This is a genomic window from Falsiroseomonas sp. CW058 (assembly GCF_050563535.1).
In the GTDB taxonomy this organism is placed as follows: Bacteria; Pseudomonadota; Alphaproteobacteria; order Acetobacterales; family Acetobacteraceae; genus Falsiroseomonas.
Genome location: NZ_JBNXUO010000013.1, coordinates 22,096 through 49,033, shown reverse-complemented (window position 1 = coordinate 49,033; position 26,938 = coordinate 22,096). Strand labels below are relative to the sequence as shown.

General features: G+C 75.2%; 24 protein-coding genes. 12 read left to right on the top strand and 12 right to left on the bottom strand.

Annotation, left to right across the window (positions count from 1 at the left end; translation table 11 throughout):
- Positions 1–64 precede the first annotated feature (64 nt).
- The 5 genes from ACK8OX_RS12410 (at position 65) to ACK8OX_RS12390 (ending at position 6,329) form a co-directional block, all read left to right on the top strand.
- Positions 65–1,075 carry an aspartate-semialdehyde dehydrogenase gene (locus ACK8OX_RS12410; protein ID WP_430664416.1) on the top strand — a complete coding sequence of 337 codons (1,011 nt, stop codon included), beginning with the start codon at positions 65–67 and terminating at the stop codon, positions 1,073–1,075.
- Between the two features lie 142 nt (positions 1,076–1,217).
- Positions 1,218–4,007, top strand: coding sequence for an ATP-dependent DNA helicase (locus ACK8OX_RS12405; protein ID WP_430664415.1), 2,790 nt, complete (start codon positions 1,218–1,220; stop codon positions 4,005–4,007).
- Between the two features lie 70 nt (positions 4,008–4,077).
- Positions 4,078–4,512 carry a tellurite resistance TerB family protein gene (locus tag ACK8OX_RS12400; RefSeq protein ID WP_430664413.1) on the top strand — a complete coding sequence of 145 codons (435 nt, stop codon included), beginning with the start codon at positions 4,078–4,080 and terminating at the stop codon, positions 4,510–4,512.
- A 100-nt stretch (positions 4,513–4,612) separates the two neighbouring features.
- Complete coding sequence (locus ACK8OX_RS12395; protein ID WP_430664412.1) at positions 4,613–5,275, top strand: hypothetical protein; 663 nt, start codon at positions 4,613–4,615, stop codon at positions 5,273–5,275.
- 82 nt (positions 5,276–5,357) lie between these two features.
- On the top strand, positions 5,358–6,329 hold the full coding sequence (locus ACK8OX_RS12390) for a Bug family tripartite tricarboxylate transporter substrate binding protein (protein WP_430664411.1): 972 nt from the start codon (positions 5,358–5,360) through the stop codon (positions 6,327–6,329).
- Between the two features lie 74 nt (positions 6,330–6,403).
- Here ACK8OX_RS12390 and ACK8OX_RS12385 read toward each other — a convergent pair whose 3' ends face one another.
- On the bottom strand, positions 6,404–7,024 hold the full coding sequence (locus tag ACK8OX_RS12385) for a TetR/AcrR family transcriptional regulator (protein ID WP_430664410.1): 621 nt from the start codon (positions 7,022–7,024) through the stop codon (positions 6,404–6,406).
- 120 nt (positions 7,025–7,144) lie between these two features.
- Here ACK8OX_RS12385 and ACK8OX_RS12380 point away from each other — a divergent pair, with 120 nt between their 5' ends.
- Positions 7,145–8,281: an acyl-CoA dehydrogenase family protein gene (locus tag ACK8OX_RS12380; RefSeq protein ID WP_430664409.1), complete on the top strand. Its 1,137-nt coding sequence runs from the start codon at positions 7,145–7,147 to the stop codon at positions 8,279–8,281.
- Between the two features lie 7 nt (positions 8,282–8,288).
- Entirely contained in the window at positions 8,289–9,902 is a 1,614-nt protein-coding gene (locus ACK8OX_RS12375; protein WP_430664408.1) for a class I adenylate-forming enzyme family protein, read from the top strand.
- 6 nt (positions 9,903–9,908) lie between these two features.
- On the opposite strand, the gene ACK8OX_RS12370 is transcribed toward ACK8OX_RS12375, so the two are convergent.
- The 4 genes from ACK8OX_RS12370 to ACK8OX_RS12355 all read right to left on the bottom strand — a co-directional run bounded on the left by ACK8OX_RS12370 (position 9,909) and on the right by ACK8OX_RS12355 (position 14,233).
- Complete coding sequence (locus tag ACK8OX_RS12370; RefSeq protein WP_430664407.1) at positions 9,909–10,853, bottom strand: peptidase M14; 945 nt, start codon at positions 10,851–10,853, stop codon at positions 9,909–9,911.
- Positions 10,854–10,881: 28 nt separating this feature from the next.
- Positions 10,882–12,042 (bottom strand): acetylornithine deacetylase, encoded by a 1,161-nt coding sequence (gene argE / locus ACK8OX_RS12365; RefSeq protein WP_430664406.1) that lies wholly within the window; start codon positions 12,040–12,042, stop codon positions 10,882–10,884.
- 62 nt (positions 12,043–12,104) lie between these two features.
- The gene (locus tag ACK8OX_RS12360) at positions 12,105–12,839 is read right to left on the bottom strand and encodes a DsbA family protein (protein ID WP_430664405.1); all 735 of its coding nucleotides are present in this window, start codon (positions 12,837–12,839) and stop codon (positions 12,105–12,107) included.
- Positions 12,840–12,856: 17 nt separating this feature from the next.
- Positions 12,857–14,233 (bottom strand): M48 family metalloprotease, encoded by a 1,377-nt coding sequence (locus tag ACK8OX_RS12355; RefSeq protein ID WP_430664404.1) that lies wholly within the window; start codon positions 14,231–14,233, stop codon positions 12,857–12,859.
- A gap of 31 nt (positions 14,234–14,264) precedes the next feature.
- Between ACK8OX_RS12355 and ACK8OX_RS12350 the strand changes: the two genes are divergently transcribed.
- Both ACK8OX_RS12350 and ACK8OX_RS12345 read left to right on the top strand, forming a co-directional pair.
- Entirely contained in the window at positions 14,265–15,749 is a 1,485-nt protein-coding gene (locus tag ACK8OX_RS12350) for a gamma-glutamyltransferase (RefSeq protein WP_430664403.1), read from the top strand.
- Positions 15,749–16,918, top strand: coding sequence for a pyridoxal phosphate-dependent aminotransferase (locus tag ACK8OX_RS12345; RefSeq protein ID WP_430664402.1), 1,170 nt, complete (start codon positions 15,749–15,751; stop codon positions 16,916–16,918). The genes ACK8OX_RS12350 and ACK8OX_RS12345 overlap by 1 nt, the downstream gene beginning before the upstream one ends.
- A gap of 131 nt (positions 16,919–17,049) precedes the next feature.
- Here the strand turns inward: ACK8OX_RS12345 and ACK8OX_RS12340 are convergent, their stop codons facing one another.
- The 3 genes from ACK8OX_RS12340 to ACK8OX_RS12330 form a co-directional block, all read right to left on the bottom strand.
- On the bottom strand, positions 17,050–17,901 hold the full coding sequence (locus ACK8OX_RS12340; protein ID WP_430664401.1) for a 4-(cytidine 5'-diphospho)-2-C-methyl-D-erythritol kinase: 852 nt from the start codon (positions 17,899–17,901) through the stop codon (positions 17,050–17,052).
- A gap of 41 nt (positions 17,902–17,942) precedes the next feature.
- Entirely contained in the window at positions 17,943–19,655 is a 1,713-nt protein-coding gene (locus tag ACK8OX_RS12335) for a tetratricopeptide repeat protein (protein WP_430664400.1), read from the bottom strand.
- A gap of 113 nt (positions 19,656–19,768) precedes the next feature.
- Positions 19,769–20,053, bottom strand: coding sequence for a hypothetical protein (locus ACK8OX_RS12330; protein ID WP_430664399.1), 285 nt, complete (start codon positions 20,051–20,053; stop codon positions 19,769–19,771).
- A 197-nt stretch (positions 20,054–20,250) separates the two neighbouring features.
- Between ACK8OX_RS12330 and ACK8OX_RS12325 the strand changes: the two genes are divergently transcribed.
- Positions 20,251–20,904 carry a Tat pathway signal protein gene (locus tag ACK8OX_RS12325; protein WP_430664398.1) on the top strand — a complete coding sequence of 218 codons (654 nt, stop codon included), beginning with the start codon at positions 20,251–20,253 and terminating at the stop codon, positions 20,902–20,904.
- A gap of 45 nt (positions 20,905–20,949) precedes the next feature.
- Here the strand turns inward: ACK8OX_RS12325 and ACK8OX_RS12320 are convergent, their stop codons facing one another.
- The 4 genes from ACK8OX_RS12320 to ACK8OX_RS12305 form a co-directional block, all read right to left on the bottom strand.
- Positions 20,950–21,558: a glutathione S-transferase family protein gene (locus ACK8OX_RS12320; protein WP_430664397.1), complete on the bottom strand. Its 609-nt coding sequence runs from the start codon at positions 21,556–21,558 to the stop codon at positions 20,950–20,952.
- A 68-nt stretch (positions 21,559–21,626) separates the two neighbouring features.
- Positions 21,627–22,094, bottom strand: coding sequence for a GlcG/HbpS family heme-binding protein (locus ACK8OX_RS12315; RefSeq protein ID WP_430664396.1), 468 nt, complete (start codon positions 22,092–22,094; stop codon positions 21,627–21,629).
- A 58-nt stretch (positions 22,095–22,152) separates the two neighbouring features.
- Positions 22,153–23,709 carry a hypothetical protein gene (locus tag ACK8OX_RS12310; protein ID WP_430664395.1) on the bottom strand — a complete coding sequence of 519 codons (1,557 nt, stop codon included), beginning with the start codon at positions 23,707–23,709 and terminating at the stop codon, positions 22,153–22,155.
- A gap of 62 nt (positions 23,710–23,771) precedes the next feature.
- On the bottom strand, positions 23,772–24,782 hold the full coding sequence (locus ACK8OX_RS12305) for an LLM class flavin-dependent oxidoreductase (protein ID WP_430664394.1): 1,011 nt from the start codon (positions 24,780–24,782) through the stop codon (positions 23,772–23,774).
- Between the two features lie 118 nt (positions 24,783–24,900).
- On the opposite strand from ACK8OX_RS12305, the gene ACK8OX_RS12300 reads away from it, so the two are divergent.
- Together ACK8OX_RS12300 and ACK8OX_RS12295 are read left to right on the top strand one after the other, a co-directional pair.
- Complete coding sequence (locus tag ACK8OX_RS12300; RefSeq protein ID WP_430664393.1) at positions 24,901–25,974, top strand: Ldh family oxidoreductase; 1,074 nt, start codon at positions 24,901–24,903, stop codon at positions 25,972–25,974.
- A gap of 13 nt (positions 25,975–25,987) precedes the next feature.
- Positions 25,988–26,929, top strand: coding sequence for a dihydrodipicolinate synthase family protein (locus ACK8OX_RS12295; RefSeq protein ID WP_430664392.1), 942 nt, complete (start codon positions 25,988–25,990; stop codon positions 26,927–26,929).
- Positions 26,930–26,938: the final 9 nt, after the last annotated feature.

Below are 26,938 nucleotides of genomic sequence, written 5' to 3'. Positions count from 1 at the left end.
TTTTGCGCTATGCCGCCGCTGCCGCGGGCCTTCCGCCCGGCGGGACGGAAGGGAGCAGCCTGCGATGCGGGTCGGAGTGATCGGCGCCACCGGTGCGGTGGGGCGGGAGCTGGTGGAGGTCCTGGGGCGGCGGCGCTTCCCGGTGACGAAACTCCGCCTCTTCGCCTCGGGCCGTTCGGCCGGGACGCGGGTCGCCACCCCCTTCGGCGAGATCGCGATCGAGGAGTTCACGCCGGAAGCCGCGCGCGGGCTCGACCTCGCGCTGCTCGCGGTGTCGGGCGACTTCGCGAAGCAGCACGCGCCGGGCCTGGTCGCGGCGGGCGTCGCGGTGGTGGACAATTCCTCCGCCTTCCGACTGGACGACGCCGTGCCGCTCGTGGTGCCGGAAGTGAACGCGGCCGCGGCCGGCGATGCGCGGCTGATCGCCAACCCCAACTGCACCACCGCCATCCTGGTCGTGGCCCTGGCCCCGCTGCACGCCGCCTTCGGCGTGAAGCGCGTCATCGTCTCGACCTACCAGGCCACCTCCGGCGCCGGCGCCGAGGGCATGGCCGAGCTGGAGCGCGAGACGCGGCGCGTGCTGGTGGAAGGGGAGAAGGCGCGCAACGAGGTCTTCGCCCACCCCATCGCCTTCAACGTCATCCCGCACATCGATTCCTTCCAGCCGAACGGCTACACGCGGGAGGAGATGAAGGTCGTGTGGGAGACCCGGAAGATCATGGGCCTGCCCGACCTTCCCGTTTCCTGCACCGCCGTCCGCATCCCGACCATGCGCGTCCATGCCGAGAGCGTGACGATCGAGACCGAGCGCCCCGTCACCCCCGACGCCGCGCGGGAGGTCCTGCGCGCCGCCCGCGGCGTGAAGCTGGTGGACGACCCCGCGGCGAAGCTCTACCCGATGCCCCTGACCGCCACCGGCCAGGATGACTGCGAGGTCGGCCGCATCCGCCAGAGCCTCGTCTTCGGCGACCACGGGCTCGACTTCTTCGTCTGCGGCGACCAGCTGCTGAAGGGCGCGGCGCTGAACGCCGTGCAGATCGCCGAACGCATGCCCGCGCTGAAGGCCGCGGCCTGACCCCAGGCACGGCCTCTTCCCCGCCCGGCCCCTGCCTTCCCCGCCCGCGGGAAGGGGGTGGGGCGGGGGGTCCTGCCGCGTGGGGCGGGATGATGTCGCCCTTCCCCTTTGCCCGCGCCCGCCGCGCCGCCACATGGGCGGCATGAGCGCCCCCCGCGCCGCCGCGGCGGCTGGCCAGCCCCGCCTGCTGCTGCCCGAGGCGCCTGCCCTCGTCGCCGGCTTCGGCCATGGCGCGCTGCTGACGCCCGATGGCGAGATCCTGACGCTGCCCGCCGCCGAGATCGGGCGGCGGCTGCGCGACCTGCCGCCGCCGCTGCTGGTCCATGCGCCCGCCACCGCGAAGCGGCTCGGCCTGCGTCCCTTCCCCAGCCATGACCTGCTGGAGCTGTTCGCCTTCTGCCGCCCGGCGCATCCCGCGGCCCCGACGCCGCGCGGCCTTGCCATCGCGCTCGACCGCGACCCGCCGGCGGATGACGAGACGGCGGCCGCCCTGCTGCCGGAGCTTGCCACCGCCCTGCTGCGGCACCTGGCCGCCGGGCGCCACGCGCCGCTGAACCGCGATGCGGCGATGCTGGCGCAGAAGCTCGCGGCCGATGCCGACTGGCCCTGGGCGCGGTCCGTCCTCGCCGCCCTCGGCCAGCCCGATGCCCGCGCCTCGCTCGACCCGCTGAAGGTCTGGCGCCGCCTGCCCGACTGGGAGGAGGAGGCGCCGCCCCCACCCCCCGCCCACCAGCCCATCACCCCGGCCGAGGCGCGCCGCCGCCTGGCCGACATCCTCGGCGAGGGCGCCGAGCAGCGCCCCCAGCAGGCCGACTACGCCTCCGCCGCCGCCGCCGCCTTCCAGGCGCGGGAGGCGCAGGGCGTGCCGAACCTGGTGCTGGCCGAGGCCGGCACCGGCACCGGCAAGACGCTCGGCTATGTCGCCCCCGCCAGCCTCTGGGCCGAGCGCAACGGCGCGCCGGTCTGGATTTCCACCTTCACCCGCAACCTCCAGCGCCAGATCGACCAGGAGACGGCGCGGCTCTACCCCGACCCGGCGGAACGCCGCCGCCGCGTCGTCGTCCGCAAGGGGCGGGAGAACTACCTGTGCCTGCTGAACATGGAGGAGGCGGTCGGCTCCGCCTCCATGACCGGGCAGACGCTCCCGCTGGCGCTGGTCGCGCGCTGGGCGCTGGCGACGCGCGACGGGGACCTGATGGGCGGCGACTTCCCCGGCTGGCTGAGCGAGCTGTTCGGCCACCACGCCGTCTGGCCGCTGGCGGACCGGCGGGGGGAATGCATCCATTCCGCCTGCGGCCACTACAAGCAGTGCTTCGTCGAACACTCGATCCGCCGCGCGAAGGTCGCGACGCTGGTGGTGGCGAACCACGCCCTGGTGATGATCCAGGCCGCGCTCGGCGGCGGCGAGGACAGCCGCCCGCTGCGCCTGGTCTTCGACGAGGGGCACCACCTGTTCGACGCGGCGGACGCCGCCTTCTCCGCCGACCTGACGGGCGGCGAGACGGCGGAGCTGCGCCGCTGGCTGCTCGGCGCCGAAGGCGGCCGGTCCCGCGCGCGGGGGCTCGCGCGGCGGCTGGAGGAGCTGGTCGGCGACCGCCCCGACCTGCTGATGCCGCTCGAGGAGGCGTTGCAGGCCGCGCGCGCGCTGCCCGGCCCCGGCTGGCCCTCGCGCCTGGGCGAGGCCGATGGCCGCGGCGCGGCGGAGGAATTCCTGGCCGCCGTCCGCCGGCAGGTGCTGGCCCGCGCCCGCGACGACGACCTCGGCTACGGCATCGAATGCGACCTGCACCCGCTGAACGAGGGCGTGGCCGCCGCCGGCGAGGCGCTGGCCGAGGCGCTCCGCCGCCTGCAGGCGCCGCTCCAGACCCTGCGGGACCGGCTGGCCGCCCGGCTCGAGGACGAGGCGGAGGAGCTCGAGGTCGGCGACCGCATCCGCATCGAGGCCGCCTGCCGCGGGCTGGAACGCCGCGCGCTGACGCCGCTCGGCTCCTGGGGCGCCATGCTGGGGACGCTGGCGGACCCGCCGCGCCCGCCCGGCACCCGGCCCGGCTTCGTGGACTGGTTCGCGCTCGACCGGCGCGAGGGGCGGGACGTGGATGCGGGCATGTTCCGCCACCACCTCGACCCCACCCAGCCCTTCGCCATGGCGGTGGCGGCGCCCGCGCATGGCGTGCTCATCACCTCCGCCACGCTGCGCGACGCGGCGGAGGCGACGGGGGACGACACCGAAGCCGCCTGGCGCGGGGCGGAGGCGCGGACCGGCGCGGCCCACCTGCCCGCGCCCGCCATCCGCGCCGCCGTGCCGTCCCCCTTCGACTACGCCGCGCGCACCCGCGCGCTGGTCGTCACCGACATCGACAAGGGCGATCCCGGCCAGCTTGCCGGCGCCTATCGCGCGCTGTTCCTGGCGTCGGGCGGCGGCGCGCTCGGCCTGTTCACCGCGGTGCGCCGCCTGCGCGACGTGCATGGCCGCATCGCGGAACCGCTGGCGGCGCGCGGCATCCCGCTCTACGCCCAGCACATCGACGCCATGGACAACGCCACGCTGGTCGACGTCTTCCGCGCGGAGGAGAATTCCTGCCTCCTCGGCACCGACGCCATGCGGGATGGGGTGGACGTGCCGGGCCGGTCGCTGCGGCTGCTGGTCTTCGACCGCGTGCCCTGGCCGCGCCCCTCCATCCTGCACCGCGAACGCCGCACCCACCTGTCGGAAGGCCAGCCCAAGGCGCATGACGACGCGATCGCCCGCCACCGGCTGCGCCAGGCCTTCGGGCGGCTGATTCGCCGGGGGGACGACAAGGGCGTCTTCGTCCTGCTCGACCGTTCCTGCCCGTCGCGCCTGCTGGCGGGGCTGCCGGACGGCGTGGTGGTGCGCCGCCTCGGCCTGCGCGACGCGGTGGCGGAGACGCGGGGCTTCCTGTCGGAGCCTTGACGCCCGCGCGCCTTGACCGCGGCCGCCCGCCGCGCGAGGGAGACGGCGACAGGATGCCGGAGACCACGCCATGCCCAGCCGCGCCGAAACCCATGTCGCGCCCTTCTCCGCGCAGGAGGCCCTGGTCTGCGCCATGGTGCTGATGTCGGTCGTGGACGGCCCGATGTCGGATGCCGAACTCGCGATGATGTCGCGCCTCGTGCAGGAACTGCCCGCCTTCTCGGACTTCCACAGCAGCGAGATCGAGACGGTGACCGATTCGGTCGCCAAGCTCCTCGCCCGCACCGATGGCCTCGACCGCGCGCTGACGCTGATCCGCGACGCCCTGCCGATGCGCCTGCGCGAGACCGCCTACCTCCTCGCCTGCGAGGTCTGCGCGGCGGATGGCGACACCACGCAGGAGGAGCTGCGCTTCCTGCAGGATCTCCGCATCGGTCTCGACATCGACCGCCTGATCGCCGGCGCGATCGAGCGTGCGGCCAAGGCCCGCTACCAGGTGATCTGACGCGACCTTGCGCGACGATTTGTGTCGCGCTGCCGCCACGGCGCGGCATACTCCCGCCCCGCGCCGGCTCGATCCGGCGTCAGGAACGGGAGGAACGCACATGCGCAAGGCATTGGGGCTGGCCGTCGCGGCCGCCATCCTGGGGGGTGCTGCGGTGTCCGTGGACGCGCAGTCGCCGCCCGGCGCCGCCGACATGACCTTCTTCGTCACCAGCACCGGCCTCGGCCGCGGCGCCGACCTTGGCGGGCTGGCGGGCGCGGATGCGCATTGCCAGGCGCTGGCGCAGGCGGCCGGGGCGGGCGGGCGTACCTGGCGCGCCTATCTCAGCACCCAGGGCCAGGGCGCCGTGAACGCGCGCGACCGCATCGGCACCGGCCCCTGGCGGAACGCCAACGGCACGGTCATCGCCCGCAGCGTCGCGGACCTGCATTCCGAGGCGAATGCGATGACCAAGGAGACCAATGTCGACGAACGCGGGCAGGTGGTGCGCGGCCGCGGCGACAACCCCAACGAGCACGACATCCTCACCGGCTCGAACGAGGACGGCACCGCCATCGCCGGCTCCGAGGACCGCACCTGCCGGAACTGGACCTACAGCGGGCCGGACGGCTCCGCCATGGTCGGCCACCACGACCGCATCGGCCTGCGCGACGACGCCCCCTCGCGCTCCTGGAACACCTCCCACCCCTCGCGCGGGTGCAGCCAGGACGCGCTGCGCAGCAGCGGCGGGGCGGGGCTGTTCTACTGCTTCGCCATCAACTGAACCGCCCGCCACCTTCCCGTTGACCCCTTACCGGCGGGTAAGTCATGCTCGCCGGCAACGGGAGGGTGGAGGAGGCGCTTCGATGCTGCGGCGGGGTCTCGCGAAGGGCGTCCTTCTCGGCGGCGCGGCGCTGTCAGCGCGCCACGCCGCGGCGCAGCCCGCATTCCCCGCGCTGACGCGCATCGTCATCCCCTTCGCGGCCGGCGGCCCGATCGACCTCATCGGGCGGCTGATCGCGGAGCGGCTGGGCGGGGAACTCGGCGGGCATGTCATCGTGGACAACCGCCCGGGCGCCAACGGGGTGGTGGCCGGGCAGTTCGTCGCCCGCGCGCCGGCGGACGGCTCGGTGCTGCTGTTCGGCGCGGTGTCCACCTTCGCCATCACCCCGCATCTGGAGACGAACATCGCCTACGACCCGCGCCGCTTCGCCCCGGTGACGCGGGTGGTGGTCAGCGGGTCCGGCCTGGCGGTGAATGCCCGCATCCCCGCCGACACCGTGCCGGCGCTGGTGGCCTGGGTGCGCGGCCGGGGTGAGCCGCTGCGCCTGGCGTCCAACGGCATGGGCAGCATCAGCCATGCCTGGCTGGAGCTGTTCCGCCGCGCGACCGGGCTCGACATCCTGCACGTGCCCTATCGCGGCGCGGGGCCGGCGCTGGTCGACCTGGCGGGCGGGCAGGTGGATGGGCTGTTCGCCGACCTGCTGGTGCAGCTGCCGCTGGTGCGCGACGGGCGGGCGAAGATCCTCGGCCTCATCGGGCCGGACCGCCACCCCGCCCAGCCGCAGATCCCGACCATCCGCGAACAGGGCTTCCCCGGCGTCGACGGGCTCAGCTGGTCCGGCATCGTCGCCCCGCCCGACACGCCGCCCGCCGTCACCGCGCGCATCGCGGCGGCGATCGCGAAGGCGCTGGCCGAACCCGCCATCCGCGAACGCCTCGCCACCTTCGGCTCGGCCCCCGCACCGATGCCGCCCGCCGAGTTCGGCGCCTATCTCGAAAGCGAGACGGCCTTCTGGGCGCGGGTGATCCGTGAGAACCGGATCACGCTGGAATAGCCCGCGATCGTCCTGGGCGTGCGCGCCGCAGGCGGGCATGCGAAGGGCGTGAATCGCCGGGCGAGCCGGGCCCGCTACGTCGCCAGGCCCCGCAGCAGCAGCGCGATCAGCTCCTCCGCCACCTGTTCGAATTTCAGCGGCCCCGTCGGGTCGTAGCTTTCCAGGATCCAAGCTACCGCCCCGGCCCAGGCGCTGACCACCACCTTCGGCTCGCAGGGGCGGATGGAGCCGTCCGCGATCCCCTCGGCCACCAGGGCCCGCAGCCGGTCGCGCCGGGCCCGGCGCCGGCGGTCCAGCTTCTGGCGCAGCGCCGGCTGCAGGGCGCGCTGCTCGCGCAGCGGCACGATATGCGCGTCCGGCGAAAGCCCGTTCAGCAGCCAGGCCCGGACATAGAGCTCGAGCCTCTCGCGCCCCGTCCGGCCCTCGGCGGTGGCGCGGGACAGCGCGTCATCCGCCGCGTCGAAGGCCTGGACGTAGCATTCGTACAGAAGCTGCTGCTTGTTGCGGAAGTAGTAGTAGATGGCGGGCTTGGTGATCCGCAGCCGCTCCGCGATGTCGTCGATCGAGCAGAGCGCGAAGCCGCGCGCGTTGAACTGCCGTGCCGCCTCCGCCAGGATCACCGCGCGCCGCGCGCCGTAGTCCTGGCTGCGGTCGAAGGGCACGGGCTTCGCGGCCGTCCTCGTCCTCGTCGGCAACTGCGTGGCCCCCCCCGGCTTACCCGCGGGTCAGGCGTGGCGTTGACCCCCGTTCCGCGGCATCGCCATACTCGCAGCGGAGGATACGTCAATTCCAGCCCTTCCCGCCGCATGATCGCCATGGAGATCGGACCGGAGCTTGCGGAGATGCGGGCGGGCCTGCGCCGCTTCGCGGAACGCGAACTCGTGCCCTTCGCGCGGCTGATGGACCAGGGCGGCGACTATCCGCCGGGCCTTGCGGAAGCGCTCGCGCGGCAGCGCATCCTCGGCCTCCGCCTCGCCGAGGAACATGGCGGCGCCGGCATGGGCCTCGCGGAATACTGCCTGGTGCAGGAGGAGCTGGCGCGCTGCCACCCGATCCTGCCCGTCCTCGTCGCCAGCAGCAGCGGGCTGACGCCCATGGCGATCCAGCGGCACGGCACCCCCGCGCAGCGCGCGCGCTACCTGCCGAAGCTGCCGCGCGGCGAAAGCCGCACCGCCTTCGCGCTGAGCGAGCCGGAAGCCGGGTCGGACGCCGCCGCCATCCGCACCCGCGCCGTGCCCGACGGCAAGGGCTGGCGCCTGTCCGGCGCCAAGCAGTTCATCTCCAACGCCGATGTCGCCGATCTCTTCCTCATCCTCGCCGTCACCGACCCCGCCAGGCGTGGCCGCGGCCGCGTGACGGGCTTCCTGGTGGAACGCGGCACGCCGGGGCTGCATGTCGGGCGCGTCGACCGCACCATGGGCACCGATGCCTGGACCGTCGCGGAGGTGACGCTGGACGACTGCCGCCTCGGCGCCGACGCCGTGCTGGGCGAGGTCGGGCAGGGGATGACGCTGGCGCTGGAATCGCTGGCCGAGGGGCGGCTCGGCGTCGCCTCCATCTGCCTCGGCACCGCCGACCGGATGCTGGAACTGTCGATCGCGCGCGCCAAGTCGCGCACCACCTTCGGCGCGCCGCTGGCGGAACGCCAGGCGATCCAGTGGATGCTGGCCGACAGCGCGACCGAGGTGATGGCCGCGCGCGCCATGCTCTACGAGACCATCCGCGCCGGCGCGCGCGGCGAGCCCATCGCGGTGGCGTCGAGCATGTGCAAGCTCCACTGTTCCGAGATGGCCGGCCGCGTCGCCGACCGCGCGGTGCAGATCCACGGCGCGATGGGCGTGATGCGCGGGCAGGAGGTGGAGCGCGCCTTCCGCGACATGCGCCTGTTCCGCATCGGCGAGGGTTCGTCCGAGGTGCAGCGCATGGTCATCGCGCGCGGCTTGCTGGCGTGAGGGGCGGATGATGGAAGACTGGCCGAGGACGACCTTCTGGGGCGCGCTGACCCGCTCCGCCGATGCCTGGCCCGAGGCGGAGGCGATCGTCGCGGCCGGCGAACGCATCACCTTCGCGCAGCTGCGGGAGGAGGTGCGGCGGACGGCGGCGAACCTGCACCGCCTCGGCCTCCGGCGCGGCGACCACATGGCGCTCTGCATGGGCAATTCGGTGCGCTGGGCCGTGCTGCTGCTGGCGGCGGGCTCGCTCGGCGCCGTGGTGGTGCCGGTCAACACGCGCTGGAAGGGGCCGGAGATCGAGTACTGCCTCCGCCAGGCGGAGGTCGCGGTGCTGGTCACGCAGGACCGGCTGCTGAAGGTGGACTTCATCGCGATGCTGCGCGCCATCCTGCCCGGCATCGATGACAGCCTGCCCGCGCCCGGCCTGCCGCGGCTGCGCCGCGTCATCGTCGCCGGCACCGACCTGCCCGCCGCGGCGACGCGCGCGGCGGAACTGGAGATGGCGGCCGATCCGGGCTTCGACCCCGGCACCCTGCCCACCGCGCCGGACGACGTCGCGCTGATCCAGTACACCTCCGGCACCACCTCCGCGCCGAAGGGCGCGATGCTGTCGCATGACAGCCTGCTGCGCGACGCCTTCCATGCCGGCCGGCGGCTCGGCCTGCGGCCGGGGGACCGCTACCTCAGCCAGCGGCCGCTGTTCCACGTCGCGGGCGTCACGCTCTCGCTCCTCACCTCGCTCGTCGCCGGCGCCTGCTACGTCACCACCCCCACCTTCGACGCGGCGGAAGCCATCCGCCTGATGAAGGAGGAAGGGATCACCCACATCTCCGGCAACGACACGATGTTCCTGATGATGCTGGGAGAGCCGCGCGCGCCGGACGAGGCGATCCGCCTTCGCGGCGGCTGGGCGGCCGCCAGCACGACGGTGCTGCGCCAGGCGCAGGAACGCTTCGGCATGCCGGGCCTATGCGCCGCCTACGGCCAGTCGGAAGCCTCGCCGAATGTCGCGATGGGCCCGTGGGACGACGATCCGGGCCCGCGGCTCGAAGGCTTCGCGCGCCCGCTGCCGGGGCTCGAGGTGCGGATCCTGGATGCCGCCACCGGCGGGGACTGCCCGCCCGGCGCGCTGGGCGAGATCCTGGTGCGCGGCTGGGCGGTGATGAAGGGCTACTGGAACATGCCGGAGCAGACGGCCCGCGCGATCGACGCCGCGGGCTGGCTGCACACCGGCGACCTCGGCGTGATGGACGCCGAGGGCCGGCTGCGCTTCGCCGGCCGCGCGAAGGAACTGATCCGCGTCGGCGGCGAGAACGTGGCGCCGGCCGAGGTGGAGGACGTGCTGCACCAGCATCCCGATGTCGTGCAGGCGCAGGTCGTCGGCGTGCCCGACCCGCGGCTGGTGGAGGTGCCGGCGGCCTATGTCATCCTGCGCGCCGGCGCGGCGGCGACGCCCGAGGACCTGATCGCCTGGTGCCGCGAACGCTGCGCCGGCTTCCGCGTGCCGCGCCACCTGCGGCTGGTGGACAGCTTCGACGCCATCGGCATGACCGCCAGCGCCAAGGTGCAGAAAAGCAAGCTGCGCGAGCACGCGCTGCGTGACCTGGGGCTGGAAGGGTAGCCGGCATCACCCCTCGAAGCGCGCCAGCCGCACCGCGGTGTGGCCGCGCATCGTGCGCGGGCTCGGCATGACCAGCAGGCATTCGTCGTGCGGCGTGCGGACCTCCGCCTCGCCGTCCAGCGCGATGACGGTGTTGCGGCGCGCGATCACCTCGCCCCCGCGATAGCCGCGCAGGAAGACGAAGCGCGCGCTCTGCGCCGTCACCGTGCGCGTCACCCGCGCCAGGCGGCCAGGGGGCAGGGGCGGGGCGGGCGGCAGCCCCGCGCCTTCCTCCGCCATGCCGAGGTGCCGCAGGAGCCGCGCCGCCGTGTCCTCCAGCTGCGCCACCGTCTCCGGCTGCCAATGCGGCCCGCCTTCCACCAGCAACGCGCGCCCGCCGGCCGAGAAGCGCGCATGGTCGATCATCCGCAGCCCCGCCGCGTGCCCCTCATCCGACACCACCAGCCCCGGCGAGCCGATGGCGCTGCCGAGCGCCCGCGACCCGGCCCCCGGCCCCGCGATCATCAGCGGGTCGGACGGCCACAGCATCGAATGCAGGTCGAGCAGCACATCCGCGCCCTCGATCACCGGCACCAGCGCCCGCGCGCGGTCCAGCTCCGCCGACCGTCGCGCGCCGGCCAGCAGTTCCGGCGCCCAGACGCGGTTCATGTCCTCGTCCACGAAGCGGCTCGCGGTCGGGTCCTGCGGGTCGAAGCGGTCGAAGGCGGCCAGGTTGGCGAAGACCAGCGTCAGCGTGCCGCGCCGCGGCCGGATGCCGTCGCGCAGCCAGCGCGCCAGCACCAGCGCGCCCGCGATCTCGTTGCCATGCACGAGGGAGCAGAGGACGAGATGCGGCCCCGGCTCGGCCGCCGCGAAGCGCCACACGCCGGGAAGCCCCGCATTCCCCGCGCGCCAGGGCGCGAGGTCCGGCCGCGGCAGCCGGACATCCAGCCGCGGCATGCCCGACTGCATCCCGCCAAGGTCGCCCGGCGCCCCCATCTCAGGCCGCCAGCCGGTCGCCGAGCGCGTCGAGGAAGCGGTCGCAGGCGGCGAGTTCCGCCTCGGCGATCCATTCCTCCGGCTGGTGCGCCTGCGCCACGTCGCCGGGGCCGCAGACGAGGCTCGCGATGCCCGCCGCCTGGAACACCCCCGCCTCGGTCCCGTAGGGCACGCGCGCGGCGGGGCCGCGCGCCCCGCAGCCCTGCGCCAGCGCCAGCAGCGGGCTGTCCTCCGGCAGGTCGCAGGGCGGCGCGTGGCAGCGCCGCGCGAAGGCGAAGCCCGCCCCCGGCGCCACCGCGCGCAGCTCCGGCAGCACCTCGCGCGCAAGTTCCGCCTCCAGCTCCGCCAGCACCGCCCCGGCATCGTCGCCGGGGACGGTGCGGACCTCGAAGACGAAGTCGGCGCGGTCGGGCACGATGTTGAGGATGGTGCCCGCCCGGAAGGTGCCGGTGTGGACGGTCGTCCATGGCGGCTCGAATCCCGCCGCGCGGCGGCCGGAGGCGGCGAAGCGGCGGGCGATGCGCTTCAGCACCGCCACCGCTTCCGCCGCCGCCTCCAGCGCATTGGCGGTGCGGTGGGTCAGCGAGGAATGGCCGGTCAGCCCGGTCGCCGTCACGTTCCAGGACGCATAGCCCTTGTGCGCCACCACCGGCGCCATCGCCGTCGGCTCCCCCACGATGCACATGGCCGGCGGCGGGGCGTGGGCGGCCAGGCTGTCCACCAGCAGCGGCGCGCCGGCGAAGGTCGTCTCCTCGTCGAAGGACAGGCAGAGATGCACGGGGCGCTTCAGCCCCTTCGCCGCCAGCCGCGGCGCCGCGGCCATGACGCTGGCCCAGAAGCCCTTCATGTCCACCGTGCCGCGCCCGACCAGCCGGCCGTCCCGCCGGCGCAGCGCGAAGGGGTCCGCCTGCCAGGCCTGCCCCTCCACCGGCACGCAGTCGCTGTGGGCCGACAGCGCGACGCCGCCCGCCACGCGCGGGCCGATCACCGCATGCAGCGCCGCCTTCTCCCCGCCCGGGTCGAAGACCAGGTGGCTGTCGATGCCGTGCGCGCCGAGGCTTTCCCGCACGAACCCGACCAGGGCAAGGTTCGAGCGCGCGCTGGTGGTGTCGAACGACACCAGCCGCGCCAGCATCCCGATCGTGTCGAGGCCCGCCCCCATTCACCCCTCTCCCGGCGGGCAGTCTATACGGCCGCGTCGGGGGGGCAATCCGGGGGCGGCGCCTATCGCCGCGCCGCGCCGCGCGCCTCCGCCACCAGCCGCTCCAGCGCGGGCAGGTCCACCGCGCCGGGCACCAGCGTCTCGCCGATCACCAGCGCCGGCGTGCCCTCGATGCCCAGCGCCTGGGCCAGGCGCAGATTCGCCTCGATCCGGCGTTGCAGCGCCGGGTCGTCCATGTCGCGCCGCAGCCGCGCCCAGTCGAGCCCGATGCGTTCCGCCTGCTGGCGCAGCACCGCCTCGGTCGGCTCCACGCGCAGCGCCATCAGCGCATCCTGGAAGGCCGGGTAGCGCCCCTGCCGGTGCGAGGCGAGCAGGGCGCGGGCCGCGACGACGCTGGCCGGCCCCAGGATCGGCAGGTCCTTCAGCACCACCCGGACATTGGCGTCGCGCCGCAGCAGCGCCTCCATCGCCGGGTGCATCTGCTTGCAGTAGCCGCAGCGCGCGTCGAAGAACTCCACGATGGTCACGTCGCCGCGCGGGTTGCCCTTCACCGGGTCGGCGGCGTCGCGGAACAGCGCGTCGCCCTGTTGCGCGATGGCGGCGCGCCGCGCCTCGGCCCGGTCGCGCTGGTCGGCCTCCTCCAGCCCCTGCAGCGCCTCGCGCAGGATGGCGGGGTCCTGGCGCAGCGCGTCGCGCAGGATCCGCACGATCTCCGCCCGCTGCTCCGCGGTGAACCCCTGGGCGAGCGCCGGGCCGGCGAGGCCGAGCGCGAGGACGGGAAGGGCGAGCCAGCGCATGGGTGGTCCTTTCGGGGTCAGTTCCGCGACCGCGCGGGCAGGTTCTCCGGCGCGGCGGCATTGGCAAGGTCCTGCGCGCGCAGCCGCATCGGGCCAGGGGGCAGCGCCGCTTCCGCCCGCCGCGCCAGCGTGCGGGCGGTGCGGGCATCGCCCAGCAGCAGCGCCTCCTCCGCGAGCGCGAGGTCGGCCAGCGGCATCTCGCCCAGCCGGCCGCGCGCGGTGGCGATCTGGCGCCACAGGAAGGCGCTCTCGCGTTCCGTCCGCAGCGCCGCCTCCAGCTCCGCCACCGCCAGCCGCAGTTGCGCGGGGGCGCCCAGCTCGATCAGCACGCGGGCGTGGTTCAGGCGGATCAGCCCCTCGTCCGGTGCCAGCCGCGCCGCCTGGGCGTAGGGCGCCAGCGCCTCGGCCGGGCGGTGCCCCTCGAACAGGATCTGGCCCTTCAGCTCGTGCAGCCAGGGGCTGGCGGGGCTTTCGCGCAGGAGCGCGTCCACCATCGCCACCGCCTCCGCGATCCGGCCGGAGCGGAACTGCGCTATGGCGCGGGCATAGCGCGCAGGCGCCGAGGTGTCGGTTTCCGGCCAGCGCCGCCAGGTCATCGCCGGCGCGTCGATGAAGCCGTCGAGCTTGGCGCGCACCATCGCGAAGCCCTCCTCGAACCCCGCGGGCAGGGCGGCGTCGGCGTTGCGGCTGCGCGACAGGTGCTCGCGGATGAAGTCGAGCCGGTCGCGCGACAGGGGATGGGTGCGGAAATACGGGTCCTGCCGGCCGACGGCGAGCAACTCCTGCTCCAGCAGCCGCTCCAGCAGGCGTTCGGTCCCCCGCGCGGGCCAGCCGAGCCGCTCCAGGTAGCCCACCGCCGCCTGGTCCGCCGCCTGTTCCTGGCTGCGGGTGAAGGCGTAGAACTCCCCCATCGCCGCGGCCTGCCCGCCCAGCATCCCCGCCGCCGCCGCGCCGCCCTGGCCCGAGGCGACGGCCGCCGCGCCGCCGAGCAGCATGGCCGCGATGCTGCGGATCATCGCCGCGCGCATCTCCTCCGGCAGCCGCGCCAGGTGGCCGCCGGCGATGTGGCCGGTCTCATGCGCCAGCACGCCGATCAACTCCTGCGCGGAGGTCGCCTGCTGGATGAGGCCGGTATGGATGAACAGCCGGTTGCCGGTGCTGACGAAGGCGTTTATGGCCCGGTTCTGGATCAGCGTGACGCGCACCAGGGCGGGATCGACCCCGGCGGTGCGGAACAGGGGATGGGAAAAGCGCCGGATGAGGTGTTCCGTCTCCGCATCCCTGATGGTGATGATCCGCGGCGGCGGGGCCTGCGCCGATGCCAGGCCAGGGGCGAGCACGGCGAGGGCGAACAGGATGGCGAACAGCGTGGCGGGGGAGAGCCAGGGGGGCATTGCCCAGGGTGAGGCCCGGCGGCGGCGGCGCATGGCGCCCAGCCTAGAGGCTTTCGCCCGCCCGGCGAACCCCGAACCGCGCCGTGCATCCCGCGCGGCTGTCCTTGCCACCGCGGCGGCGCTGCTGCTGCCGGGCTGCGGCCTGCTCGAATCGGCCGGCAATGCGGTGGGCGGCGGCGGCCAGCCCCAGGCGGGGCAACAGGGCTTCGTCCGCGGCTTCCTCGGCGGCGTCGCGGCGGAGGAGCCGCGCGCCGCGCTCGCCGCCCGCAACGTGCTCTCGGCCGGCGGGTCGGCGGTGGATGCGGCGGTGGCGGCCGGCTTCATGATGACGGCCTCGCTCCCCTCCCGCGCCGGGCTCGGCGGCGGCGGCGCCTGCCTCGTCTTCAACCCCCGCCGCAACGAGGCGGAGGCGGTGCTGTTCCCCCCCGGTGGGCGGGAAGCGGTGCCGCCCCGCGCGGACCGGCCCGCCGCGCTGCCGATGATGGCGCGCGGGTTGTTCGCGCTGCACAGCCGCGGCGGCCGTCGCCCCTTCGAGGAACTGGTCGCCCCGGCCGAGGGCGCCGCGCGGCTCGGGCTCGAGGTCAGCCGCGCGCTGGCCACCGACCTGGCCGCTGTCGCCGGCCCGCTGCTGGCGGATCCCTGGGCGGCGGCGGTCTTCGCCGGGCCGAACGGCCAGCCGCTGGCCACCGGGGAACGCCTGCTGCAACCGGATCTCGGCGGCACGCTCGGCGCGTTGCGGACCGCGGGGGTGGGCGATCTCCACCAGGGCCAGCTGGCGCGACGGCTGGAGGAAGCCTCCACCCCCGCCGGCGGCGGGCTGACCGCGGCCGAGATGCGCGCCGCCTTGCCGCGTCTCGCCCCCCCGCTGGCCTTCCGCGCCGGGCAGGACACGCTGTCCTTCCTGCCGGTGCCGGCCGATGGCGGGCTGGCCGCCGCCGCCGCCTTCGCCGCCCTTCAGTCCGGCGCGGCGCCGGATGCCGCCGCGGCGCGTGGCGTCGCCGTGGCCCGCGCCTGGCGCGAGCGCGGCGGCGACCCGGCCGCGCTGGTGACGGCGGAGGTCCCGGCCGATGCCGCATGGCCCGTGCTGCCGGCCTCCGCCGGGCTTGCCGTGGTGGACCGCGACGGCATGGCGGTCAGCTGCGCCTTCACCATGAACAACCTGTTCGGCACCGGCCGCGTCGCGCCGGGCACGGGCATCCTGCTGGCGGCCGCGCCGGGCATCGGGCAGGTGGCGCCGCCGTTGCTCTCGGCCGGCATCGCGCACAACGCCAATCTCCGCAGCTTCCGCGCGGCGGCGGCGGGCAGCGGGCAGCACATGGCGCCGCTGGCCGTCGCGCTGCCGCTGTTCGGCGCGCTGCGCGGGGCCGATGCCCCGGCGGCGGTCGCGGCGGTGCCCGATCCCGGCCGCGCGCAGCTGCTGAGCTGCCCGGGCTACCTGCCCGGCGCCAATTCCTCCTGCACCGGCGCGACGGACCCGCGCGGTGCCGGCCTCGCGCTCGGCGCCGTGGACCGCTGATGGCGCTCAAGGTGGGGAAGGGGGCCGCTGCGCCGCCCTTCCTGGTGATGGACGTGATCGCGGCCGCGAATGCGCGCGCCGCGGCGCTGCCGCCCGATGCGCCCGGCATCCTGCGGATGGAGGTCGGGCAGCCCGGCACCGGCGCCCCGCGCGGCGCGGCGGAAGCCGCGATCCGCGCGCTCGGCGCCGGCGCGCCGATGGGCTATACGGAAGCCTTCGGCCTGCCCTCGCTGCGCGCACGCATCGCGCGGCACTGCGCCGACCGCTACGGGGTGGAGGTGCCGGCCGCGCGCGTCGCGGTCACGGTCGGGGCGTCGGGGGCCTTCCCGCTCGCCTTCCTCGCCGCCTTCGATGCCGGCGACCGCGTGGCGATGGCGGCACCCTTCTACCCGCCCTATGCGAATATCCTCACCGCGCTCGGCATGGTGCCGCAGCTGCTGCCCTGCGATGCCGCGACGCGCTTCCAGCCCACCCTCGCCATGCTGGAAAGGCTGGACCCGCGCCCGGCCGGCCTGATCGTCGCCAGCCCCTGCAACCCCGCCGGCACGATGCTGGCGCCCGCGGAACTGCGCGACATCGCGCGCTGGTGCCATGCCAACGGCGTGCGGCTCGTCTCGGACGAGATCTACCACGGCCTGTCCTACGGCACGGTGGCGGAGGCCAGCGCCGCGGCCTTCAGCGACAGCGCCATCGTGGTGAACAGCTTCAGCAAGTATTTCTCGATGACCGGCTGGCGCATCGGCTGGCTGGTCCTGCCCGACGACCTGGTCCGCCCGGTGGAATGCCTGGCGCAGAACTTCTTCATCAGCGCCCCCCATGTCGCGCAGGTCGCCGCCGAGGCCGCCTTCGACTGCACGGAGGAGCTGGAGGCGAACAAGGCGCGCTACGCCCGGTCCCGCGCCGCGCTCCTCGCCGGCCTGCCGGCGGCGGGGCTCAACCGCATCGCGCAGGCCGACGGCGCCTTCTACCTGTGGTGCGATGTCGGACACCTGACCAATGACAGCCTCGACTTCTGCGCCCGCATGCTGGACGGCGCGGGCATCGCGGCCAGCGCGGGGGTGGATTTCGACCGCGACCGCGGCGCGCGCTTCCTGCGGCTCAGCTATTGCGGGCCGGAGGCGGCGATGGCGCAGGCGCCGGCGCGGCTGAAGGCATGGCTGGGGCGCTGATGCCCTGCCCACGAAGTCCCGACCTGCGGCCCGCGCAGCGGGCCGAGCGCCCGAACGGGCGCCGCCGCAAGTGCGGCGAAGCCGAGCGCCGGAGGCGCGCTGGCGCTTGAAGCATGAAGTGCGTCAGCACTTCATGAGCCCGGTATGAGCGCCCCGCCCCAGCGCCACCACCCGCCCGGCAGCGCCGCCGCCTCGCGCTCCGCCGCCGCCGGGTCGGGGAAGATCCCGAAGCAGGTCGCGCCGGACCCGCTCATCCGCGCCAGCAGGCAGCCCGGCCGGGCCGCGATGGCCGCCAGCACATCGGCCACCGCGGGACAGAGCGAGACGGCCGCCGCCTCCAGGTCGTTGCCGAGCGGCCGCAGCCAGGCCGCCAGCCCCGCCGCATCCGCCAGCCGCGGCGGCATCGCGGCCGGGGCCGAGAAGCCGCCGCCGCGCGCGCGGAACACCGCCGGCGTCGCCAGCGCGATGCGTGGATTGGCCAGCAGCAGGCCGAAGCGGGGCAGGGGCGGGGCCTCCTCCAGCACCTCCCCGATGCCGCCCATGCGCGCGGGGCGGCTCTCCACGCAGACCGGCACGTCGGCGCCGAGCGTCGCCGCCACCCGCCGCAGCCGCGCGGCTCCGGCCGCCGTGCCCCAGAGCGCATCCAGCACGCGCAGCGCCGCCGCCGCGTCGGCCGACCCGCCGCCGATGCCGGAGGCGACCGGCAGGCGCTTGGTCAGCGTCAGCGCGGCATACGGCGCCACCCCGGCCTCCGTTGCCAGGGCGCGCGCGGCGCGCAGGACCAGGTTGTCCGCCTCCGCCGCCAGCGCCCCCGCTTCCGGCCCGCCGACCGACAGCGTCAGCGTATCGGTGGGCGCCGCCGCGACCTCGTCCCCCACCCCCGCGAAGACCGCGAGGCTGTCGAGCAGGTGGTAGCCATCGGCGCGTCGGCCGGTGACGCGGAGATAGAGGTTGACCTTGGCGGCGGCGAAGCTGCTGGGCATGGCTGCGGCAGGGGCGCCCCCGGGGGGCGTGCCCCGTCCCCTCAGTCCGTCCGGCGCGCCGTGGCGGCGGGCGGGTTGGCCAGGCCGTCGCGGATCTTGGCCTCGATCTTCGGGACGTCGCCCGCCTCCGGCTCCAGCCCCAGCGCGCGGCGCCACTGGAACTGCGCCTCGCTCCGCCGCCCCGCCACCCAGTAGGCGTCGCCCAGGTGGTCGTTGATGATGCTGTTGCGCGGCTCCAGCTCCACCGCACGCTCCAGCCAGCGCACCGCGGCGGGGATGTCGCCCAGCTTGAACAGCGCCCAGCCGAGGCTGTCGACGATGTTGCCGTCATTCGGCCGCAACTCCACCGCGCGTTCCAGCATGCGGCGCGCCTCGGCCAGGTTCCGGCCCAGCTCGACCCAGGTATAGGCGAGGTAGTTCAGCACATAGGGCTGTTCGGGCGAGAGTTGCAGCGCGCGCTGGAAATCCGCCTCGGCCCGCGGCCAGTCGCCCGCGCGTTCCAGCGCGATGCCTCGCGCGTAGAACAGCGGCCAGTCCGGCGCCTGCGGCGCCGCGATGCGCCCGATCGCCTCGTCATAGGCGGCGGCCGCATCGGCGAAGCGGTTGCGCGCGCGCAGCATGTCGCCGAGCCGCGCGGCCGGCTGCGGCGCCTCCGGCGCCTCGGCGCCGATCCTGCGCAGCAGCGCCTCCGCCTCGTCCACCCGGTCCATGCGGTCGAGCATGGCGGCGCGCTTCAGGGCCGCGACGCGGCCGAGCGGGTCGCCCGGCGACACCTGCTCCAGCACCGCCAGCGCGGTCTCCGGGTGGCGTTCCTCGGCATAGTGGTCGGCCACCAGCAGGAGGGTGGCGGCGAAGTTCGGCCGCAGCCGCAGCGACAGCCGCGCCAGGATCAGCGCCGCCTCCCCCGCGCCCTGCTGGCGCAGCGCGGCGGCCAGGGCAAGCTTCGCCTCCGCCATGCCTTCCACCGCCGAGGCGACGCCGCGCGGCGCGACCAGCGCCCGGCGCCCCGCCTCGGTCCCCGCCGCCACGGCGATGTCGCCGAGCCCGCGGCCGAGCCCTTCGACGAGGCGCAGCCCCTCCGCCTCCCGCCCGCTGCGGGCAAGCACGCCGGCCGCGAGTTGCAGCAGCCGCAGCGACGGTTCCGGGCTTTCGGCCAGCGCGGTGCGGATGGCGCGCTCCGCCTCCCTCGGGCGGCCGGCGAGGTCGGCGATCAGCGCCAGGTGCAGGGCGTGCAGGCCACGCAGCCGCCCCCCCTCGCTCAGCGGCCGCAGCGTGGCGATGGCCTGGTCGGTCTGGCCCCTGCCCTGCAACGCCCAGGCCAGCAGCAGCGGCTGGAGGATCTGCGCCGGGCCGGTGCGCGGCAGGGCGCGGACGCGCTGTTCCGCGCGGTCCCAGCGCCCGGCCTGCGCCTCGGACCCCACCAGCAGCAGCGCCGCCGCCTGGTTGTCCGGCAGGCGGCGCGCCAGGCGCAACGCATCCGCCCGGCCGTCGAGCAGCGTGGCGAGGAAGGCGCGGGCCAGCACCTCCGGCTGGTCCGGCTCGCGCCGCAGCGCCTCCAGCAGGCGGTCCGCGGCGATGCGCGTATCCGTCTCGGATTGCGCGAAGCGGCCGGACAGGTAGTTGCCGAACACGCCCGCCGGTTCCGCCGCCCCGCCCGGGGGGGTGGCCGGCTGCGGGGACCCTGCGGCGCCGCAGGCGGACAGCAACGCGACGGCGAGCAGCGCCGCGCGGCGGGGCGGAACGGACGGGGACATCGCGCGCAGCCTAGCAGCGCCCCCGCCCGCCGCGCCACCGCAGCATGGCTGCGCTGCAACATGCGGTGCCGAGGTAGTGCCGAATTGTCACGCCGGGCCTTGGCGCCCGGCGGTCAGGCCTTCGCGGCGACCATCCCTTCCGCCCAGTCCGCCATCCGCAGCGCCGCCTCGGTCGGCGCCTGGGCGCGCGCGCCCCGCTGCGCGGTGAGGCCGACCGACGCGGCCTCGGCGAAGCCGAGCATCCGCGCCACCGCCTCGCCCACCGCCAGCCGGGGCTCCGGCGTCGCCCTCGCGATCTCGGCGATGACGCCGGCCAGCGAGGCCTGCGTCACCAGCAGCTCCGCGCGCAGCTCCACCAGCGCCGCCGAAAGCCGCCTGATCTCCTCGGCCTGATCCATCCGTCCCGACATCCCGCACTCCATCCCGTCTGGTCACGAAGCCCGCCGCGCTCACGCATGCGTGAGGTCGCGACAGCGTGACGCCTGACATCGAAACGGACAATCGCGTCATGACAGATGACGACGCTTTCACTCGCCCGTCACGCGAGGCCTGTTACTCTTCGGCGCGCGAAACAGCCCTTGACGGAGAACCGCGCATGCGTCGCCACCTGCTCGTCGCCCTTGCCGTGCTGGCAGGGCTTGCCGGGCTATTCGCCTCGCCCGGCCAGGCGCAGGCGCAGAACCGCTTCTGGCTGGTCAACGACACCGGCCGCGTGATCGAACGCGCCTATGTCTCCTCCTCCCGCATCTCCGACTGGGGCCCGGACATCCTGGGCACCGGCGTGCTGCCGCCCGGCAACCGGGTGTGGGTGACGCCGAATTTCGGCGACTGCCTGCTCGACGTGCGCGTGACCTACCAGGGCGGCGGCGAGGAGACGCGGATGCAGGTGAATGCCTGCAACCTGTCGCAGATCGTCTTCGGCAGGTCGGGCGCGGGCGCCGGGGCGGGCATCGGCGGCGGGGCCGGCGCGATGGTCCAGCCGGGCCGAGTGGTCGGCAACCCGTCCTTCAACTTCGTCAACGGCACCGGCGTGACGATCCGCGAGATCTACGTCTCGCTCTCCAGCGACGGCAACTGGGGCCCGGACCGGCTGGGCGCCAACGTGATGCAGCCGGGCCAGCGCATGTCCATCAGCCTGCCGGCCACCGGCGTCTGCACCGTGGACATGCGGGTGGTCTACATGGATGGCCGCGCCGCCGAACGCCGCCGGATCGAGACCTGCAGCGTCAGCGACTTCGTCTGGCGCTGACGCCGGGCCAGGGGAGGGCGGCCCGGCGGCCGTCCTCCCCGCCGCTCAGCCTTCCCGCTGCTTCCGCGCGGCCAGCGCCGCCGGCCGGTTCAGGCAGGCATCCAGCCACGCCTTCGTCCGCGGGAAGGGGCCGTAGTCGAAGCCGTTCATCCAGGACCCGTAGAGCACCCCGGCCAGGTTCACATCCGCGACCGTGAAGGCCTTGCCGAGCAGCCAGGGCCCGCCAGCGGCCAGATGGCCCTCGAGCACCGCGAGCCGCTGCGCCAGCGCCTCGGCGCCCGCCCGCGCCGCCGCGGCGTCGCGCCTCTCGGCCGGCAGCAGATAGGTGTTGTAGCCCCATTGCTGGTGCGCCGGCTCCGCCTCCGTCGCGGCCCAGAGCGTCCATTGCATCACGCGGGACGCATCGTCGCCGGCCGGCATGAAGGGCGCGCCCGCCTTCGCCGCGATGTGCAGGTTGATGGCCAGGCTCTCGAACAGCGTCAGCGCGCCGTCCTGCAACGCCGGGATCTTGCCGTTCGGGTTCACCCCGGCCACCGCCGCCTTCAGCCCCGGCCCGAAGCCGACCGGGACGACTTCATAGGCCTGCCCCGCCTCCTCCGCCGCCCAGATGCAGCGGAAGGCGCGGCTGCGCGCGACGCCGTGGATCTTCAGCATGTCCTGCTCCTTGCCGTGGGACGGGAAGGAGAGTCACTCCCTTTCCCGCCACGCGACAAGGGCGCGGGTCAGGCCGGGTCGCCGGTGTCGGGCGCGAGGCCCGCGGCGCGGATGCCCGCCACCGCGCAGACCTCGTCCTTGTCCGACGCATCGCCCGAGACGCCGACCGCGCCCAGCACCGCGCCATCCGCATCCTTCACCAGCACGCCGCCCGGCACCGGCACGGCGCGCCCACCCGTCAGGTCCGACAGCGCATTGACGAAGCCGGCCATCGCGGTGGACCGGCGCAGCAGTTCCCGCCCGCCGAGTCCCATCGCCATCACGCCATTCGCCTTGCCCCAGGCGATCTCGACCCGCGCGAGGCTCGCCCCGTCCTCCCGCAGCACCGCCTTCGGCACCGCCGCCTGGTCCAGCACCACGACCGTGAGCGGCGCGAGGCCAAGCTCCCGCCCCTTGGCGAGGGTGGCATCCGCGATGGTCCGCGCGGCATCGAGGGTCAGGCCGTGCTGGAAACCGGCGGGGGCGGCGTGGGGCATCTGTCGTTTCCCTGGGGTCGAGCCCGTACGTCTGCCCGCATCGCGGCGCTCCGGCAAGCTACCGGATCGGCAGTTCCGCCACCGCGGAACGCGAGCCATCGGCATAGACCGCGGCCAGGAACAGCGTCCGCGCCCCCTGCGGCACGCTGAACTCCACCAGGGTGCGCTGCGCCTCGCCCGCCAGCACCGCCTCGTCCGGGATGCCGACCGCGACCGAACGCGGCCGCCCATCGGCGTCGGTGAACCATTCCACGGCGGCGAGCCCGGCGCGGAACTGGCCGGCGATCGGCAGCGGGTTCAGCCTGTCGCGCGCAACGCGGCCGGGCTGGTACAGCGCGAAGGCCCCCTGGCGCTGCAAGGCCCGCTGCGCCGCATCCCGCATCGCCTGCGCCGGGTCGAAGGTCCACTCCACGGGGTCCGAGGCGACGCCGTCGCGGTCGAGGTAGCGGAAGCGCATCGGCTGCACCCGGTGCGGCCGCATCAGCCGGAGCGTCGGCACCGGGTCGCGCGCCGCCTCGCGCGTGTCGTCGGTGCGCTGTGGGATGTCGGCCCAGACCTCCCCCTGCGCATCGACGGTGCGCAGGAACTGCACCGCCGTGGCGGGTTCGGGCGGCGTCACGCGCACCAGGATCGGCGCGTTCGGCATCCCCGGCGGCGGCGCCAGCGCGGCGACGCCGAGCCGGCGCGTGGCGACGTCCCGCACCCACGCCAGATCCGCCAGCTCCTGCCCCAGCCGCGCCGGGCCCGCGGGGTCGAGGAAGGCGGCGGCGAAGGGCTCCGCCCGGTCCGCATCCTCCATCAGGTCGAGCGCGGCGGCGATGCGCCGGGCGGTGGCGATGGTGGGCCCCTGGGGCAGCGATGCCGCCAGCAGCGCCCGCGCCAGGTCGGCCGCGAGGAGGAGGCGGTCCGGCTCCCGCGCCAGCAGCTCCGCCAACGCCGCCGCGCGCCCGGCCGGCGGCAGGGCGAGCGCGGCCAGGTGCGCGCGCGCGGACGGGGACAGGCTCGCGGGCGGGTCGGACAGCGCCTCGCGCACCGCAGGCAGGCCGCCGGCCAGCAGCCCGGCCTGGAGCAGCATCGCATCCGGCCGCGGCTCCGGCGCGCGCCGCAGCGCCTCGGCCAGGGACAGCGCCGCGCGCACCGGCTCGTCGCGCGCGCGCAGCAGCAGCGCGTTGTAGAGGAACTCGTCGGCCGAGGCCGGGCGGGGGCGCAGCGATGCATCGGGCAGGGCCAGGGCGGCGCGCAGCTCCGCCGCCTCCCGCGGGGTGCCCGGCGACGGGCCGATCAGCGCATCCTGCAGCGCCGCCGGCGCATCGAAGCGGGCCGCGAGGAAGCCGCGCCCCGTGCCCGCCAGATGTTGCAGCGCCGCGAGCAGCCCGAAGCCGAGCGCGAGGATCGCGCAGGCGCCGGACAGCCCCCGCGGCCAGCCCGCCCCGGGCCGGCGGCGCGCCAGCACCAGCCCCGCGCCGAGGCCCAGCAGCGACAGCGCCAGCAGGATCGGCACCGCCGGCAGCAGCGGCGCCGCGATGTCGCCCGCCGCGCCGAGCAGCAGCAGCGACGCAAGGGCCAGGGCGACAAGGCCCGGACGGTCGGGGATGGAAGGGAAGGGGCTGCGCATGGCCCGCCTCGTACCCGGTCCCGCCCGGCCCCGGCAACGGCCCGCGCCGCGTCCGGGGCGGATCAGGCGTGGATAAGTGCCGCCCGCCCCTGGATCGCGACCTCGGCCAGGATCTCGAAGGACCGCCGCCGCGCCGCGTGGTCATGGACCTGCGCGGTCACCATCAGCTCGTCGGCGCCGGTGCGGGCCGCGAAGGCCTCGATCCCCGCGCGCACCGTCTCCGGCCCGCCGACGACCGAACAGGACAGCGCCTGCGACAGCATCGCGGCCTCCCGCCGGTCGAGCCGCGCCTCCAGCCCCTCCACCGGCGCGGGCAGCTTGCCCGGCAGCCCGCGGCGCAGGTTCAGGAAGGCCTGCTGGAGCGAGGAGAACAGGCGCTGCGCCTCGGCATCCGTCTCCGCCGCGAAGACGTTGACGCCGAGCATGACATGCGGCGCGGCGAGCCGTTCGGAGGGGCGGAACCGCTCCCGGTAGATCGCCACCGCCTGCTCCATCATCGCCGGTGCGAAATGCGAGGCGAAGGCGTAGGGCAGGCCGAGATGCGCCGCGAGCTGCGCGCCATAGGTGCTGGACCCCAGGATCCAGGCCTCCACCGCAAGCCCCGCGCCGGGCACCGCCCGCAGCGCCTGGCCCGGCGCGGCGGGGCGGAAATACTCCAGCAGCTCCACCACGTCGCGTGGGAAGTCGTCGACGTCGCCGTCCAGGTTGCGGCGCAGCGCGCGCGCCGCCAGCCCGTCCGTCCCCGGCGCGCGGCCGAGGCCGAGGTCGATCCGCCCGGGATGCAGCGCGGCCAGCGTGCCGAACTGCTCCGCCACCACCAGCGGCGCGTGGTTCGGCAGCATGATCCCGCCCGCGCCGATGCGGATGGTCCGCGTGCCGGCCGCCACATGCGCCAGCGCCACCGCGGTCGCTGCGCTGGCGATCCCCGGCATGTTGTGGTGCTCCGCCATCCAGAAGCGCCGGTAGCCCAGCGCCTCGGCATGGCGGGCGAGGTCGGCGGAGTTGCGCAGCGCGTCGCCGGCCTCGCTGCCTTCGGGGATCGGGGAGAGGTCGAGGACGGACAGCGGGATCATCCCCGCCATATGGGTCCACCCCGAACCGCCCGCCATGCCCGATGCGCGCCCGTGCCAGTCCCCCCGCGGCCGTTCCGGTGCTATGCGCGAAGCCGCCACGGATCGGGTGAGGGGGGAGATGGACGCCATCGGGGGAGACGCCACGCCGCGCCATGCGGCCGCCGCGCTCGTGCGGCTTGCCGCGGAACTTGCCACCCGGGCGGGGCTGGAGGCGGAGAAGGCCGGGGTGCTGGCCGAGGTGCTGGTGGAGGCCGACCTGCTGGGCCACGGCACGCACGGCCTGGCGCTGCTGCCGCGCTACCTCGACGACATCGCGACCGGCGCGATGCGCCGAGAGGGAGAGCCGGAGGTGGTGCGCGACCGTGGCGCCGCCATCGCTTGGCGGGGCCTGCGCCTGCCCGGCCCCTGGCTGGTGCGCCGCGCGATCGACCTGGCGCTGGACCGGGCGGCCACCTACGGAAGCTGCACCGTCGCCATCGCCGACAGCCACCACATCGCCTGCCTCGCCGCCTACCTGACGCAGGCGACCGACCGCGGCTGCATGGTGGTGCTCTCCACCTCCGCCCCCGCGGCCGCCACCGTCGCCCCCTTCGGCGGGCGCGGCGGCGTGCTGGCGCCGGACCCCGTGGCCGCCGGCATCCCGACCGATGGCGACCCCATCCTGATCGATATCAGCGCCTCCATCACCACCAACAACATGGCGATGCGCATGGCGCGCGAGGGCCGGCTCTATCCCCATGAGTGGCTGATCGACGCTGCGGGCAACCCCAGCCGGGACCCGCGCGTGCTGGACGCCGGAGGCGCGCTGCTGCCGGCTGGCGGGCTGGACCACGGGCAGAAGGGCTATGGCTGGGCGCTGCTGACCGAGGCGCTGACCCAGGGGCTTTCCGGCTTCGGCCGCGCCGATGCGCCGAAGGGGCTCTGCGGCGCCGTCACCGTGCAGGTCCTCGACCCGGACGCCTTCGGCGGGCGAGAGGCCTTCCTGCGCCAGACCAGCTGGACCGCCGCCGCCTGCCGCGCCGCGCCGCCCCTGCCGGGGGTGGAACGCGTGCGCCTGCCTGGCGAGGCCGGGCTTGCCCATCGCCGCCAGGCGCTGGCCGCGGGCGTGGCCCTGTCCCCCGCCATCCTGTCCGGGCTGGAGGCGGCCGCGGCGAAGCTCGGCCTCGCCATGCCCGCCCCGCTCACCGACTGAGGAGAGACCACGGATGCCGCTGCTCGATGCCACCGCGAAGGGCGTCTACGTCATCGCGCCGACGCCCTTCCACGACGACGGGCGCGTGGACGACGCCTCGATCGACCGCATGACGGACTTCTTCCTCGAAGCGGGCTGCGACGGGATGACCGTGCTCGGCGTGATGGGGGAGGCGCCGAAGCTGGACGCCGAGGAATCGCTCGCGCTCGTCCGGCGCATCACGGCGCGCGCGGGGAAGGCGGGCATCATCGTCGGCGTCACCGCGCCGGGCTTCGCGCAGATGCGCTGGCTGGCGCGCAACAGCATGGAAGCAGGCGCGGCCGGGGTGATGATCGCGCCGCCGAGCCACCTGCGCACCGACGACGCCGTCGTCACCTATTTCCGCCAGGCGGTCGAGGCGATCGGCGAGGACATCCCCTTCGTCCTGCAGGACTATCCGCAGTTGTTCCAGGTGCAGATGCCCTTCGGCACCATCCGTCGCATCGTCGAGGCCTGCCCGTCCTGCGTCATGCTGAAGGCGGAGGACTGGCCGGGGCTCGAAAAGATTGCGGCTATCCGCGCGGCGCAGTCGAAGGGGGAGATGCGGGCGCTGTCCATCCTCTGCGGCAATGGCGGGATCTTCCTGGATTTCGAGATGGAGCGCGGCGCCGACGGCGCGATGACGGGCTACGCCTTCCCCGACATGCTGGTCGACCTCGTGCGGCTGTCCGCGGCCGGCGAGCGGGACCGCGCGCACGACCTGTTCGACGCGCACCTGCCGCTGATCCGCTACGAACAGCAGCCGGGCCTCGGCCTCGCGGTGCGCAAGCACGTCCTGAAGCGGCGCGGCATCATTGCCGCCGACGCGCAGCGCCGCCCGGGCAGCGGGCTGACGCCGGCGGCGCGGGCGGAGGTGGAATACCTGCTGTCCCGCGTGGCGCGGCACGACCCGCGCGCGCGGCTCGCGCCGGCCTGAGCGCGGCGG